7 protein-coding genes are annotated in these 16700 nt (G+C 60.2%); 2 read left to right on the top strand and 5 right to left on the bottom strand.

The features are described from left to right. Positions 1–87: 87 nt before the first annotated feature. Positions 88–3471, bottom strand: a complete 3384-nt coding sequence (locus tag ACVOLL_RS12870) for an Ig-like domain-containing protein (protein ID WP_481513240.1) — start codon at positions 3469–3471, stop codon at positions 88–90. A gap of 524 nt (positions 3472–3995) precedes the next feature. Further along, on the bottom strand, positions 3996–8693 hold the full coding sequence (locus ACVOLL_RS12875; RefSeq protein ID WP_481513241.1) for an Ig-like domain-containing protein: 4698 nt from the start codon (positions 8691–8693) through the stop codon (positions 3996–3998). 667 nt (positions 8694–9360) lie between these two features. On the opposite strand from ACVOLL_RS12875, the gene ACVOLL_RS12880 reads away from it, so the two are divergent. Continuing rightward, entirely contained in the window at positions 9361–11763 is a 2403-nt protein-coding gene (locus ACVOLL_RS12880; RefSeq protein ID WP_481513242.1) for a type I secretion system permease/ATPase, read from the top strand. Further along, positions 11763–13004, top strand: coding sequence for an HlyD family type I secretion periplasmic adaptor subunit (locus tag ACVOLL_RS12885; RefSeq protein WP_481513243.1), 1242 nt, complete (start codon positions 11763–11765; stop codon positions 13002–13004). The genes ACVOLL_RS12880 and ACVOLL_RS12885 overlap by 1 nt, the downstream gene beginning before the upstream one ends. A 337-nt stretch (positions 13005–13341) precedes the next feature. On the opposite strand, the gene acnB is transcribed toward ACVOLL_RS12885, so the two are convergent. From acnB to ACVOLL_RS12900, 3 genes are read right to left on the bottom strand one after another with little or no spacing between them, the layout of a single operon-like run. Beyond that, entirely contained in the window at positions 13342–15933 is a 2592-nt protein-coding gene (acnB, locus tag ACVOLL_RS12890) for a bifunctional aconitate hydratase 2/2-methylisocitrate dehydratase (RefSeq protein ID WP_481513244.1), read from the bottom strand. Positions 15934–15973: 40 nt separating this feature from the next. Further along, complete coding sequence (locus tag ACVOLL_RS12895) at positions 15974–16372, bottom strand: type II toxin-antitoxin system VapC family toxin (RefSeq protein ID WP_481513245.1); 399 nt, start codon at positions 16370–16372, stop codon at positions 15974–15976. Beyond that, positions 16372–16605 carry an AbrB/MazE/SpoVT family DNA-binding domain-containing protein gene (locus tag ACVOLL_RS12900; RefSeq protein ID WP_481513246.1) on the bottom strand — a complete coding sequence of 78 codons (234 nt, stop codon included), beginning with the start codon at positions 16603–16605 and terminating at the stop codon, positions 16372–16374. The genes ACVOLL_RS12895 and ACVOLL_RS12900 overlap by 1 nt, the downstream gene beginning before the upstream one ends. Positions 16606–16700 lie beyond the last annotated feature (95 nt).

A 16700-nucleotide genomic window follows, 5' to 3' on the forward strand; every position in this document is an offset into this window, starting at 1 on the left:
ACAACCCGATCCGCCGGCATGGTTCCGCTGGCGGACTGTCACCGGTAGAGTTTGAAAGGCGCTACGCGCAGAGCGGCGACTGAGTGTCTACAGAACTCTGGCCGGTCCACCCTGCAAAAGTATCTGCTCTTTCGGCATCCTTATCGTGGCATGACCAGCATCGATATTTGCCTTGGTCAGAACATGATCATAGGTGACGATTCCCCACCGAACATGCACCAAGTCCCCCTGCCTTGCGCCAGTGTCCTCCAACGACACTTCAATCAGCGAACCATCGGCCGCCTTTGCAGCGGTATACATACCCTCGGCATCTTCAATCCGCACAATCTTCGGCGCGCCGGCGCCTTGGGTCTCCACCAGCTTCGAATCACTGAAGCCGAGGGACATCCCGCTGGGACGGTCGATAACACGCACTTCTGCTGTCCAGTCACCTGGCGGCATATCCTTCTGGATGGCCACCCACGAGCCTTCGGAGAACACGGCATTGGTCCAGCTCTTGCCACCATCGGTAGACACCTGCACTACCGTGTCCGGATCCAGATAGGCGACTCCTGATACCTTTCCATAAATAATGCGGCCGCCAAAACCGTCAGGCTCGGCCGTGGAGATCGATACTCCAGTCAAATATCTATCTCCCCATTGCAGGGACTCAAAGTAAGTAAGACTCGTTGCAGACACTTCCATTGACGCGACCAACTTTCCGTCCGGGGCATTGAAGATCACCTTCTGGTAACCCTGAGTACCGGTCCCAGACAAGCTTGATTGACCGATCTTTACACCATCCGCGTCAAAGTAACTGACAACCGCCGCCCCACCGGCGGTATAGAAGAACGAGACTTTTTTGTTCTCTGACGGCAGCGCTATCTGGAACTTAGAACCGGCTGTTGTGTGGAGCGCGGCATAGTAGTCCTCCGGTCGCGGCCCACCGGTGTAATTTATGGGGTTCGCTGAGTTTCCGCCAAAAGTACCTGTCAGCACAACACCGGTCGGCAGCACGACACCCTTGGTATGCATTACGGAGGATTCAAGCTCAAGCGCATTGAAGTTTTCCAGCGCTCCGCCACCACCCAGTTCGACGATCCGGAAGCCAAAGACGCTCGAAGATCCGCCAATGTTGCCAGCCGCATCCACCGATGTCGCAACAAGATTGTGCAGCCCATGCGACAACGCGGTTGCTGGCTGCAGCGACCAGTTCCCCGACGCATCCACCTTCACTCGACCTATCTCAACGCCATTGTCCTTCACGACAATGGTGCTGTTTGGCTCTCCCTTGCCACTGATCAGCGGCGTGTCGTCGTCCGTCACCGCTCCGCTGCCTAGCACACCCTTGGAAAGGCCGACATCGTCATAGATGGAGACAATGGTCGGTGCAGCTGTCGGTACAGCCGGCACCAACGTCACCTGGAGGTCAAACGTAGCAGATGCCGCGCTCGCATTCCCTGCCTTGTCAATAGAAACTACGTTGATGCTGTGTGCCCCGGCACTCAGTGCCAGCTCCGGCGTGAATGTCCACTCACCCTGAGCATTGGCCTGCGTGCGGCCTATCTCGACACCCGCATCGCGGATTATCACGATGCTGCTTGCCTCTGCGCTGCCCCTGAACGTCGGGTGCGCATCATCGGTGGTGTCACCTTTTTGCAGCGGACCCTGCACGCTGCCCACATCATCCAGCACCTGCTCGATGGTCGGCTGGCTCGGTGCGGTGAAGTCCACTTCCAGCGTGAATTGCTTGCTCGGTGCGCTCTCGCCCTTGGCAACCAAGGTCACCGTTGCATGGAAGCTATGTGCACCTTCGCCCAACGCGGTCGTCGGCGTGAACTGCCAGGTGCCATCGACGTCGGCCGTGACTTCGCCCAACAGCACGCTGCCTTCATAGATCTTCACGATGCCACCGGCTGTTGCCGTACCGAAAAGGGTCGGCGTGCTGTCATCGGTTGCGCCGCCGCTGAACACTTCACCGGTTACATCGCCAGCGTCATCATCGGCGTAGTAGATGTTGATCTTTTCCGGGCGCGTGTCGACGATGAATTCGCTGATGCCGGTCGGCTGACTGCCGTTGCCGGCACGATCCATCGCCGAGACGCTCAGCATATGCAGGCCATCGGCCAGCGGAGTTTCCGGGGTGAAGCTCCACTTGCCGTCAGCGCCGGCCGTGGTCCGGCCGATCTCCTTGCCCTTGTCGTAGATGATCAGCGTCGCATTGGCTTCCGAGGTGCCATTGATGGTCGGCCGATTGTCATCGGTGATGGCCTGCTCGGCGATTGCACCGGTAATACGCCCTTCGTCATCCATGATGCCGATGATCACGGGAATGGCAGGCGGAATCTTGTCGACAGTAAACACATAAGGCTCGGACGGTTCACTGCTCTCGCCATCCGGGTACTGGTGGATGATGACGATCGCGTGCGCGCCAGTGGGGAACGGGTTGGTCGGAACATAGGACCACTCGCCGTTGGCGTCAGCAAGGGCGTGACCCAACAGGTACTTGCCGCGGTAAACGTGCACCGTAACGCCAGGGTCAGCCTTACCCGTGATGGTCGGGTAGCCATCATCGGTGTAGCCACCATTCTCAATGACACCCTGGATCACGCCGTACTTGTCCAGCAAGGCGTCAATAACAGGCACAGCGTCAGCGGAGGCCGCCACGACCGAGCCCGCTGCCTTGATTGCACCGTCAGTCACCGAGGCATTGGGGCGAGCCCGGTTCTTGCTATCGCCCGCTTCAGGCGCCAGCTCCGCTTCGAGGCTGCCTTCTTCCACTGCGGAAGATTCAGCAACAGTGTTCGCGTCCAGTAGATCGGCATTGCCAGCGTCGTCCACAACTTCACCACGGATAGCGGTTTCGCTATCCGTCGCCACCGATGGCGGCTGCTCTTCGGCGACCGGCATCGGATCAACTGCCGATGCCCCGGCTGTTTGTTCCTCCAGCATGAAGCCAGTCGCTACCGGCGCAGGCTGCGCCTTGCTACCGCCACTGCTGTTGTTGCTCAACGCAAAGCCACCGGCAACCGCTGCCACGCCAGCCAGGGCACTGCTGAACGCAGACGAGCCAGCGTCGGCGAACTGGAAGCTGCTCGGCACCGCCGAAGCATGACCAGCAGCCAAGGTGAGCAGCGACGATGCGCCATCACTCATTGCCGCAGCATCGATAGCGCCGTGCTCGGTAGCGGCCAGGTACTCAACGTAACCGCCATCAGCACCCAGGCCAACCAGCTGACCTTCGCTGCCATAGAAGTCTTCGATGATCAGCGATACCGGCTCGCTGCCGTCAGCATTCTGCTCAAGCACAAGATGCTTGCCGACGCGCTTGACGCTGATGTCCCCGGCAGCAACACCACCATGCATCTCCGCCAGCACATAGCGCGCTCCCTTGACCGCGCTGATGCGCACAGCCTTGCCGTCTCTTACACCAGCAAGCTGCTTGGCATGCACCAAGGAACCGCCGCTAACCACCGATACCATCGCCGTCATTACAATTCACTCGCTATTTTTATTTGGCGTAGAACTCGCGCTGCAGTGATAGCCACTGCATATCGAACGAACCTCCACCGGAAAGTTAAGGAAAGACCTGAGCACTTGTGCGCGCACTGCCGACTGCACCAAAACCACCGCACAGCTTTGCGACCCACCCGGTCACAAGGGCAAGGCAGGCACCGTAAACAGAGATTGGTTTCACCAGTGATAACTGTAGTTGGCGCAGCGGCGGGCTTACATAGGCATAGTCTTAAAGCCCACACGCAGAAAACCGCCGCGCCGAGCGACAACTGCGTATACCGCAGCCTGAGTGAGCACAGCGTACCTGGGGCTATTGATGAACAGCCTTTGAGACCGTCAGATCTTTACACCCCAGGCGCGCTGCGCTTACCCGAGCTACAACACCGCCCCGCGAAAAATCACGCCAATCTGAGCTAGCAGCCAGCCGGCATTCCGCGACATTGGCTAGCAATCTCCGTTAGACAGGAAGCGGCGGCATCGCCGCCGCCTCCCCTTTGGCATCAATAGGCCTCGTTCAACAGCTCTATCGCGCCGAACGCACCAGCGGAACCAAACTGCGACGAGTGAACAGCCGATGTGAGCCCAGCCCCCGTCTGCTGACCAGCGACAACGTTGTCCGGGTCCGCAGCAAAGTACTCAGCCTCCGCTCCCGCCAACACCTGACCAGCAATATCGCGAACGGAATCATCCTGCACAGCATCGACATCAACACCCCCCTTCAGCAGCGACCGGGTAGCGGATTGCTTGTGATCATTCCTGTTCTCAAGTTTCACGTTCGCGCCTTGCTGCACCAGAACCTCGATCGCGAGACCTGAATGCATGAAAGACATATAACTCACACCGTCTACCGCAACAGTATTGCCCTTTACCCACTGCCCCATATCGCCGGGCGTATCACCGTTGGCATTCTGCACTGATGCGCCGCCAATCAACTGATCAGAAATATTCACGATGCCCTTGCCTGATGCCTTCACCATCATCTGCACACGACTCGAATCACCAGTGTAGAACGCATCAATCTGGCCGTTACGCAACACATCGCTAACATTGATATTCAAGGACTGGATGGCATCGTTCGTGAGTTCAATTATCTCCACCGCGCTTATTGCTGCTCCCTTGAGCATGACCCCTGATGGACCGGCAATTCTGAGCGTGTCGATACCAGCGCCACCGTGAATGCCGGCCACTGCACCAATGAAGTAGTCGTCCATCTTCACGGTCAGCGTAACCACATCGTCGCCGTCCGTTCCATAGAAACTCTCCATATTGGAATCGATGATGGCGGGATCACGAGCATCGGCATTGTGGCTGACCTCCTTCCAGGTGAAGCGATCCAGGGTCACGCTCGGCTCATTGGCGATGATCTTGAACGACCCGATATCCACGCGCTCGTCCAGCGGGCGATAGCTATAGGCATTGGCGTGGAAGGCAGTGGCATTACCATGAATGGTCTGTTCTTCAATCAAGTTCCCCTTGACGTCGAAGAACTGGATGGTCACACCCTTCTCGCTGTCAATGCCGCTGAACCGCAGCGCGATTTCGCGCACCGGCTTGTCCATCACAAACGTCGCGTTCGCGTTCACACTATCGGTCAAGGTCAACCCGGCGTGCGTAGCCGATGTCGATCCGGTGACCTCCATCACGCCACCGGTGCTGATCTTGAAGCCGGCGACCGAGTAAGCGTTGTCCTCCGGATCAGCCGTCAAGGCGTCGGTTTTCTGTGCAGACAGCGTGTAGGTACCAACTACCTTCTGCGGCTGCGAGAGGATACCGATCAAACCATTGGCAGTAATGATTTGCGCAGTCACCAGGAAATCGGAGTTCACGCCCTGCATCAGCACCTGTGCTGCTGGAACCTTGATTGCAACCTGACCCGCGTCGATGTTTGCCTGCGTCAGCACATGGTCATAGGTGACGGTACCCCACTTGATATGCACCTTGTCGCCGACCTTTGCTCCAGTATCAGCCAGTGATACCTCCACCACTGAGCCATCGGCAGCCTTCTCGGCCGTGTACATGCCTTCAGCGTCCGCGATGCGCTGAATAACTGGTGCCCCATTAACCACAGTGTGCACCTGTTTGGAATCAGAGAGCCCAAGTGACAAGCCGCTCTCGAGCTCAACGATACGCACCTGGGCCGTCCAATCACCCGGCGGCATATCTTTCTGGATGAGCATCCATGAACCTTCGGCGAAGGTTGCATTGGTCCAGGTCACGCCGCCATCCGTAGACACCTGAATCACCGTCCCAGGCACCAGGTAGGGCATGTTCTCGACCTTTCCGTAGACAATTCGGGCGCCTGCATCATCGGTCTCCGCCGATGAGATGGAGATGTCACTTGGAATTCGATGCGGCCCCCACTGCACACCGTCGAGGTATGCAATCGGAGCGGCTGCATAGTAAGCACCCACCGTAAAATACGCGATTGCCTTCCCGGCCGGGGCCTCGAAGTGGATGCCTTGATAGCCGCCTATATTGGCAACGCTATTCACCGTCCCGAGATAGGTACCAGAGCTGTCGTAGAATCTCGCTGCGTACACGTAGGTGGTCGTAGGGCTCCTGAGTGCAAAAGTTACCTCACTGCTCTCTGACGGAAGCTCCAGCTTCACACTCCCTGCAGATGTCAAGTGAAGCGCAGTTCCAGCATCTTCCGGACGCAGTGAATACTCACCTGAGCTCGACGTGCTCGAAGCAGTGCCATATGCCCCACTGATCACTAAACCCGACGGCAATACATACGCCGATGACTGATTTCCCACCGCAATCGACCCGAGGGTGTTGAAATTCTCGAAGCCACTATTCTCATTCGGCGCAACAACGCGAAACCCAAATACTGCGGAAGAAGCGCTACCGACACTGTCAGTAGCGACGATATTATGCAATCCAAGGACCAGTGCCTCCGGCGGAGCAAACGACCAGTTACCAGACGCATCAGCCTGCGGACGGCCAATCTCAACACCATTGTCCATCAGGATGACGATACTGTTCGGCGTAGCCTTGCCCGAGATCAGCGGCGTGGTGTCGTCCGTATGGGAGCCGCTATACAACTCGCCCTTGGAAAGGCCCACATCGTCGTAGATGGAGACAATCGTCGGTGCGACTACCGGGTCAGCAGGAACCAGCATCACCTGGAAGTCAAACGCAGCAGAGGGGGCGCTGGCGTTCCCCGCCTTGTCAATCGCGATTACGCTGATGCTGTGCGCACCGGCAATCAGCGCAAACCCTGGCGTGAATGACCACTCACCCTGCGTATTGGCCTGCACACGCCCTATCTCGACGCCCGCATCGCGGATGATAACGGTGCTATTTTCCTCGGCACTGCCCTTCAACTCCGGGCGCGCATCATCGGTGGTGCCACCATTCTGCAGCGGGCCTTGCACACTACCCACATCATCCAGCACCTGCTCGATGGTCGGCTCGCTCGGCGCGGTCAGGTCCACTTCCAGCGTGAATTGCTTGCTCGGTGCGCTCTCGCCCTTGGCAACCAAGGTCACCGTGGCGTGGAAGCTATGCGCGCCTTCGCCCAACGCGGTCGGCGGCGTGAACTGCCAGGTGCCATCGACGTCGGCCGTGACCTCGCCCAGCAGCACGCTGCCTTCATAGATCTTGACGATGCCGCCGGCCGTGGCTGAGCCAAACAGCGTCGGCGTGCTGTCATCGGTTGTGCCGCCGCTGAACACTTCACCGGTTACATCGCCAGCGTCATCATCGGCGTAGTAGACGTTGATCTTTTCCGGGCGCGTGTCGACGATGAATTCGCTGATGCCGGTCGGCTGACTGCCGTTGCCGGCACGATCCATCGCCGAGACGCTCAGCATATGCAGGCCATCGGCCAGCGGAGTTTGCGGGGTGAAGCTCCACTTGCCATCGGCGCCGGCCGTGGTCCGGCCAATCTCCTTGCCCTTGTCGTAGATGATCAGGGTCGCATTGGCTTCCGACGTACCATTGATGGTCGGTCGATTGTCATCGGTGATGGCCTGCTCGGCAATTGCACCGGTGATACGCCCTTCGTCATCCATGATGCCGATGACCACGGGAATGGCAGGCGGAATCTTGTCGACGGTGAACACATACGGCTCGGACGGTTCACTGCTCTCGCCATCCGGGTACTGGTGAATGATGACGATCGCGTGCGTGCCGGTGGGGAACGGGTTGGTCGGAACATAGGACCAATCGCCGTTGGCGTCAGCAAGGGCGTGACCCAGCAGGTACTTGCCGCGGTAAACGTGCACCGTAACACCAGGGTCCGCCTTGCCCATGATGGTCGGGTAGCCGTCATCGGTGTAGCCACCATTCTCAATGACACCCTGGATCACGCCGTACTTGTCCAGCAAGGCGTCAATCACAGGCACAGCGTCAGCGGAGGCCGCCACGACCGAGCCCGCCGCCTTGATTGCACCGTCAGTCACCGAGGCATTGGGGCGAGCCCGGTTCTTGCTATCGCCCGCTTCAGGCGCCAGCTCCGCTTCGAGGCTGCCTTCCTCCACTGCGGAAGATTCGGCAACAATGTTCGCGTCCAGTAGATCGGCATTGCCAGCTTCATCCACAACTTCACCACGGATAGCGTTCTCGCTGTCCGTCGCCACCGATGGTGGCTGCTCTTCGGCGACCGGCATCGGATCAACTGCCGATGCCCCTACTGCCTGGTCCTCCAGCATGAAGCCAGTGGCAACCGGCGCAGGCTGCGCCTTGCTGCCACCACTGCTGTTGTTGCTCAACGCAAAGCCACCGGCGACCGCTGCCATGCCAGCCAGGGCACTGCTGAACGCAGAGGAACCAGCGTCGGCGAACTGGAAGCTGTTCGGCACCGCCGAAGCTTGACCAGCAGCCAAGGTGAGCAGCGACGATGCGCCATCACCCATTGCCGCGGCATCGATAGCACCGTGCTCGGTAGCGGCCAGGTACTCAACGTACCCGCCATCGGCACCCAGGCCAACCAGCTGACCCTCACTGCCGTAGAAGTCTTCGATGATCAGCGATACCGGCTCGCCACCATCAGCTTTCTGCTCAAGCACGAGACGCTTACCAACGCGCTTGACGCTGATGTCACCGGCAGCAACACCACCATGCATCTCCGCCAGCACATAGCGCGCTCCCTTGACCGCGCTGATGCGCACCGCCTTGCCGTCTCTTACACCAGCAAGCTGCTGCGCATGTACCACCGATCCACCGCTAACTACCGACACCATCGCTGTCATTGCCATTCACTCGTAATTGATTATTTTGAGAAAGCTTCCAGAGGTAGCCAGGGCTATCCTTCTCTGAATGAAACTTCCGCGTACGCCCTTCATACTGCATAGCCAGCGAACCCCGTCATGCCTCAGAAAACGAACAGAACGAGACTTCGCATACCGATCCAACCAAACAGACACGCGCGGTCTCCAGCGAGTGGCGCGACTGCGCCAACCGTAGAGCTGGTGATGATTGGTTTCACATGTGATAACAGTAAGCGCCACGCACATGACGCTACATAGGGATAGTCTTAAAGATCGGAGGAGCCGCGGAATGCAGCACAGAACGCGGGTAATGTTGCGGCACTCGGGTTGCTCGACAACGAGACTGAGCATGGATCTGCACCCGCTGCACCGCCTGCCAACGCAGAAGGATCAACCTCGGATATCCAGCATGGGTATGGCTTGCGGCAGCGGAATTCCCTTGTTCCATGAAAGCAGCGGTTGGTCCTGCAGGGCGTAAACAGCGGAATCAAAGGCAGAACCCAAACAAACACCGAACATTTGGGACGAATCCTATTCGCCAATACCCGGTGCGACCGCAGACTTCCGCTCCTCGTCGGGAGCAACTGGCTATTTGCACTCCCGGATCAAAACCCGCCTGCCTTTACAGGTGGATCCATCTGGAACTGCCATGACCAATCCAAGTGCGCCGGCTGATGAAGCCGCAGCAATGACGAAAGACCAGACCACCATTGAGGATACGCTGCTGCAAAGCGTTTCCTGGATGTGTGATCACTATGATATGAGCCGTAGCCCAGCCGCACTGGTCGCCGGCCTGCCGTGGAACGGCTCGCTTTCGCCCTCTCTGGCACTGAAGGCTCTGAGCAACGTCGGTTTGACTGGTGGTGTGATCAAGCGTGGCCTGCCACAGCTGCCGGCGCAGGTCATGCCAACCATCCTTCTGCGTGAAAAACAGGGCGGCTGCATTCTGCTCGAGCGCAGAGAAATCCGCGACGAGGAAAACAAGCGTCAACTGCGCTACACCGTGATCCTGCCGGAGGTCTCTGCGGAGCCGGTTGACCTGTCGCACGAAGAACTGAGCGCGATGTACTCCGGCCACGCCATCCTGGTGAAGCCACGCGCCCACGTCGACAACCGTGCCGGCGAGGTACTGCCGGAAGCCAAGGGCCACTGGTTGTTCAGCACGCTGTGGCGTTACCGCCGCTACTACCGCAGCGCTGCCATTGCTGCCGTGCTGGCCAACGTGCTGGCACTGGCAAGCATCTTCTTCACCATGAACGTCTACGACCGGGTGGTACCCAACCAGGCATTCGTTACGCTGTGGTCGCTTGGTATCGGCGTGGTCATCGCGATGGTCTTTGAAGCGGTGATCCGTTTCGTGCGCGCCCATCTGCTTGACGTTGCTGCCAAGAAGGCCGACCTGGTGCTTGGCGCGATGCTGTTCCGACAGGCACTGTCGGTGAAGATGGAGCACAAGCCAGCTTCGTCCGGCGCCTTTGCCAACCAGCTGCGCGAGTTCGAGTCCGTGCGTGACTTCGCGACGTCGGCAACACTGGCTGCAATCTCCGATCTTCCTTTCGTGCTGATGTTCGTCGGCGTGATCTTTGCCATTGGTGGACCATTGGGCTGGATTCCGCTGTTGATCCTCCCACTCATCGTCATTATCTCAGTCAGCATCCAATGGCCGCTGGCCCGGGTGATGAAAGAAAACCTGCGTGAGTCCTCACTCAAGCAAGGTGTACTGATCGAATCCATTGAAGGCATGGAAACGCTCAAGTCCACCGGCGGCAGTGCCAACATGCAACGTCGTTGGCAGCACTTCAGCGCCCTGCAGTCGGCGACGTCGATGAAGTCGCGCCGCCTGTCGAGTATTGCCACCGGCACCGTCACCTTGCTGCAGCAGCTGCAGACCGTGGTCCTGGTGATCACCGGCGTCTATCTGATCACCGCGGGCACGCTCAGCATGGGCGCGTTGATCGGCACGGTGATGTTGGCCGGCCGCGCTACCGCACCGCTGGGCCAGGTGATCGGGCTTGCGGTGCGCTTCCAGCAGGCCAAGGCTGCGCTGGGTTCGCTGAACAAACTGATGGAAATGCCACAGGACCGCGACCCGGCCCAGGACTACCTGCCGGTACCAGAACTGAGCGGGCAGATCGCCCTGAAGAAGATCGGCTTCGCCTACCCGGCACCGCCGATGCAGCCCAACCCACCGGTGCTGACCGATATCAACCTGTCCATCGCCCCGGGTGAGCGCGTTGCCATCCTTGGCCGCATCGGCAGCGGCAAGTCGACGCTGCTGCGGGTGATGTCACGCCTGTACTCCCCCACCGAGGGACAGATTTTCACCGACGGCCTGGATGTCAATCAGATCGACCCGGCCGACTGGCGCAAAGCCGTGGGCTTCGTCAATCAGGAAGCACGTCTGTTCCACGGCACCTTGCGCGAGAACGTGATGCTGGGCTGCCCGGAAGCCACTGTTGATGAGTTCCTGCGGGTACTGCGCCTCACCGGCCTGGACCAGTTTGCCGCCTCGCATCCGCGCGGCGTCAACCTGCCCATCGGGGAAAATGGTGATGGCGTGTCCGGAGGTCAGCGCCAGTTGATTTCCTTGGCGCGCACCTTGCTCGCGCGCCCGCGCCTGCTGTTGATGGATGAACCCACCAGCGCAATGGACGCGCAGACCGAAGCGCAGTTCCTTGAGCACCTGCATCGCGCCACACAAGGCCAGACGCTGGTGTTGGTCACCCACCGTCCTTCGCTGCTCAACCTGGTAGACCGGGTGATTGTGATGGACAACGGCCGCGTGTTCGCTGATGGGCCAAAGGCTAACGTGCTGACAGCACTTGGTGCCAATGCGGAGAAAGCGTCGCAAGCCCAGTCACAGGCAGCAGCTCGTGACAAGGATCAGGCAACGGCCGGCACTTCGGTAGCTGCACCAACCGCGGTGACAGCCTCCGCCTCGGTACAGGCGCCGACTTCGGTGACTGCTTCCACCTCCGCACCGGCACCATCCATTCAGCCTGCCCCCACTCGTGTGCGGCAATCCAAACCCCAACAGCAGGAGGCCCAGTAATGTTCCCCTGGAAGAAATCGAAAAAAGACGCCACATCCATCAGCGCCGCTGACGCCGCATTCATGGATGATGTATCCGAGTCGCTGCTGGCCCAGACCACGCCCGGCTCGCGCCTCGTCACCTACATGATCTTGCTGGTTGTCGTTGTTGGCGTGACGTGGGCGCACTTTGCCCGGGTCGAGGAGATCACCAAGGGCGAGGCAAAGATCGTTTCCAAAAGCCGTGAGCAGGTCATCCAGAGTCTGGAAGGCGGCATCCTGGCCGAAATGTCGGCACACGAAGGCGACATCGTCGAAAGCGGCCAGGTGCTGCTGAAGATCGACCCTACACGTGCCAATGCCAGCTATCGCGAAGCACTGAGCAAGGTCATTTCGCTGAAGGCCACCATCGCCCGCCTGCGTGCCGAGGCCTATGGCGAGCCGTTGGTATTCGATGCACAGGTAAGCGAGTTCGAGGACGAAGTTGCCAGCGAGACCCGTGCATTCAACGCGCGTCGTCGCGCGCTTGAAGAAGGTGTTGCATCGCTGGAGCAGAGCTACGCCCTGTCCATGCGCGAGATCAACCTGGCCCAGCCGCTGGCTGCCAAGGGCTTGCTTTCGGATGTGGAGCTGCTGCGCATGCGCCGGCAGGCCAACGACATCCGCTCGCAGATCGTGGAGCGGCGTAATCGTTACCGTTCCGATGCCAATTCCGAGCTGGTCAAGCTGGAAATGGAGCTCTCGCAGACCAGCGAAAACCTGGTCGGCCGCGCCGACGTGGTTGAGCGCACCACCATTACCGCGCCGGTACGCGGCACGGTGAAGAACGTGCGGGTCAATACTGTTGGCGGCGTGATCCAGCCCGGCGAGCACATTCTGGAAATTGTTCCGCTCGAAGACCAACTGCTGGTGGAAGGAAAAATTCGCCCTTCCGATGTTGCGTTCCTGCGGCCGGGCTTGCCGGCGAAGGTGAAGATAACCGCATATGACTATGGCATCTATGGTGGCTTGGATGGCAAAGTCGAGTTGATCAGCCCGGATACATTGAAGGACGAAGAGAAGGGTGGCGCTGGTCGTCCAGACAGCACTTACTACCGAGTGACGGTACTGACCGACAAGAGCGCCCTGGAAGCCGGTGGCAAAGAATTGCCGATCATCCCGGGCATGATCGCCTCGGTGGAGATCCGTACCGGTGAGAAGACCGTACTGGAGTATCTGCTGAAGCCGGTATTGAAGGCACGCGAAGCATTCCGCGAGCGGTAAGACTTACAGGCAGGCACCACTTTGCGTGGTCCCGGCAAGCACAGTGCGACTGGGGCTCCCCAGGTACTTTCCGCCAAGAACGGTACCTCCCAGTCGCGCTGTGCTTCCCCGGGCCACGCAAATTTTTTGGAGAGCGGCGCGAGCCGCTTTACTTTTGTAGGAGCGGCGTAAGCCGCGAAGCTGGGTGCAATGAATGACCGCGCACTCCGCAATCTGCGAATCCATCAGCTTCGCGGCTCACGCCGCTCCTACAACAGCAGCAACTAAATTTTCGGGCAACAAAAAACCCCGGCTTGCGCCGGGGTTTCTCGTTCAACCATTACTACTCAGCTACAACTCAGGCGTTGACCGAATCGGCCACGTCCTTGTAATCGCTGATCTGGTCGAAGTTCATGTAGCGGTAGATCTCGGCACCTGCCGAATCCAGCACGCCAACGTCGGCCATGTACTCTTCCTTGGTCGGGATGCGACCCAGACGCGAGCAGATTGCGGCCAGTTCGGCCGAACCCAGGTACACGTTGGTGTTGCGGCCCAGGCGGTTCGGGAAGTTACGGGTCGAGGTCGACATCGCGGTGGAGCCTTCGCGGATCTGTGCCTGGTTGCCCATGCACAGCGAGCAGCCCGGCATTTCCATGCGCGCGCCAGCCGAACCGAAGGTGCCGTACACGCCTTCCTTGGTCAGCTCTGAGGCATCCATCTTGGTCGGCGGTGCAACCCACAGACGGGTCGGGATGTCACGCTTGCCTTCCAGCAGCTTGGCAGCGGCGCGGAAGTGACCGATGTTGGTCATGCACGAACCGATGAACACTTCGTCGATCTTGGCACCGGCAACTTCGGACAGGGTCTTCACGTCATCCGGGTCGTTCGGGCAGGCCACGATCGGCTCGTGGATGTCGGCCAGGTCAATCTCGATGACGGCAGCGTACTCGGCGTCGGCATCACCCTGCAGCAGTTCCGGGTTGGCCAGCCATGCTTCCATCTTCTCGATGCGGCGGGCCAGCGAACGTGCGTCCTGGTAACCCTCGGCAATCATCCACTTCAGCAGGGTGATGTTGCTGGTCAGGTACTCGATGATCGGCTCCTTGTTCAGGTGCACCGAGCAACCAGCGGCCGAACGCTCAGCCGAGGCATCGGACAGTTCGAACGCCTGCTCGACCTTCAGATCCGGCAAACCTTCGATTTCCAGGATGCGGCCGGAGAAGATGTTCTTCTTGCCAGCCTTGGCCACGGTCAGCAGACCGGACTTGATCGCGTACAGCGGGATCGCGTTGACCAGGTCACGCAGGGTCACGCCCGGCTGCATCTTGCCCTTGAAGCGCACCAGCACCGACTCCGGCATGTCCAGCGGCATGACGCCGGTGGCAGCAGCGAAGGCGACCAGGCCCGAACCGGCCGGGAACGAGATGCCGACCGGGAAACGGGTGTGCGAGTCACCACCGGTGCCGACGGTGTCCGGCAGCAGCATGCGGTTGAGCCAGCTATGGATCACGCCATCGCCCGGACGCAGCGAGACGCCGCCACGGGTGGAGATGAACTCCGGCAGGGTGTGGTGGGTCTTGACGTCCACCGGCTTCGGGTAAGCCGCGGTGTGGCAGAACGACTGCATCACCAGGTCGGCCGAGAAGCCCAGGCAGGCCAGGTCCTTCAGCTCGTCACGGGTCATCGGACCGGTGGTGTCCTGCGAGCCCACCGAAGTCATCTTCGGTTCGCAGTAGGTGCCCGGGCGCATGCCCTTGCCTTCCGGCAGGCCACAGGCGCGGCCAACCATCTTCTGTGCCAGCGAGTAACCCTTGCCGGTGTCGGCCGGCTGCACCGGCAGGCGGAACAGGTCGGTGACCGGCAGGCCCAGCGCTTCACGCGCCTTGGCGGTCAGGCCACGGCCGATGATCAGCGGAATACGGCCACCGGCGCGCACTTCGTCGAACAGCACGTCACTCTTGACCTGGAATTCGGCGATCACTTCGCCGTTCTTCAGTGCCTTGCCGTCGTACGGACGCAGCTCGACCACATCGCCGTGCTCCATCTTCGACACGTCCAGCTCGATCGGCAGTGCGCCAGCGTCTTCCATGGTGTTGTAGAAGATCGGGGCGATCTTCGAACCCAGGCACACGCCGCCGAAGCGCTTGTTCGGGATGAAGGGGATGTCTTCACCGGTGAACCACAGCACCGAGTTGGTGGCGGACTTGCGGCTGGAGCCGGTGCCGACCACGTCGCCAACGTAGGCAACCAGGTGGCCCTTGTCCTTCAGCGACAGGATTTCCTGGATCGGGCCGCGCTTGCCGTCTTCTTCCGGCACGAACGGTGCGTCGGGACGCTTGTTCTTCAGCATCGCCAGGGCGTGCATCGGGATGTCCGGGCGGGTGGTGGCATCCGGGGCCGGCGACAGGTCGTCGGTATTGGTTTCGCCCGGCACCTTGAACACGGTGATGGTCAGGCTCTGCGGCACTTCCGGCTTGCTGGTGAACCACTCGGCATCGGCCCAGCTCTGCAGCACGCCCTGTGCATTGGCGTTGCCGGCCTTGGCCTTTTCCTGCACGTCGTGGAATGCATCGAACACCAGCAGGGTGTGCTTCAGACCTTCAGCGGCAATGGCGCCGACTTCGGCGTCGTCCAGCAACTGGATCAACGGCGCGACGTTGTAACCGCCGAGCATGGTGCCCAGCAGTTCGGTGGCGCGCGCACGGCTGATCAGTGCGTTCTTCTCGCTGCCGAAGGCGATGGCAGCCAGGTACGAGGCCTTGACCTTGGCGGCGTCATCGACACCAGCCGGCACGCGGTTGGTGATCAGGTCGACCAGGAACTCGGCTTCGCCAGCCGGCGGGTTCTTCAGCAGCTCGATGACGTCGGCCGTCTGCTGTGCAGTGAGCGGCAACGGCGGGATGCCAAGCGCGGCGCGCTCAGCTACGTGGTGGCGGTAGGCTTCCAACATGACAACTCCCGGGTGTAACGGTTAAAGAATGGATGGGCTCTCAGGCTTGCGGCACGATCAGCTTCAGGCCCTTGAAGTAGTCGCGATAAAACGTGTCGTTCCAGGTGATCAGGCCGTCGCACTGCAGCAGTGCGTGCGCGCCCACCATGAAATCGTCGATGCGGCGGGTATCGCCGCTGCGCTGCCGGTGGCGGCGATGCATCTCGCCGGCACGCAGCGCGGATTTTGCTTCCAGCGGATTGAAATGGACGCCCATTTCTTCCAGCGCGCCCTGCACCTCGGCGCCGCCGCGCAGTGATGCGCAGATCTCGGCCAAGGTGGTACCGCAGATGACCACCCTGCCGCCGACCAAGGCCTGCCGCAGGCAGGCCTCCACCGCGTCGGCGCGCGGGCCGTCGCTGAGCAGTTCGATCAGGACCGGTGAGTCAACGGCGATCATCATGCCTCGCCGGCCTCGTCACGGACGGTACGCACGGCCTGTTCGGCCGACTCAAATCCGTCCAGGGCGAACTTGCCGCGGGCGCGCGAGATGGCGTCGTCCACGCTCTTGCGCAGGATGATGCGGCTGCCCTCCAGCTCAACCTTGAGCTGGGTGCCCTTGGTCAGACCCAAAGCGTCGCGTACAGCCTTGGGCAGCGTTATCTGCCCGCGTTCAGCTACGGTGGCGTCCATGGGACCTCCAATGAAGTATGTACGAATTATACATACTTCGGCCGACATACCCCAAGCACCCCCCTTTAGAACCGACCCATGGTCGGCTGAGGCTT

It is taken from the genome of Stenotrophomonas sp. STEN035 (genome assembly GCF_056759935.1).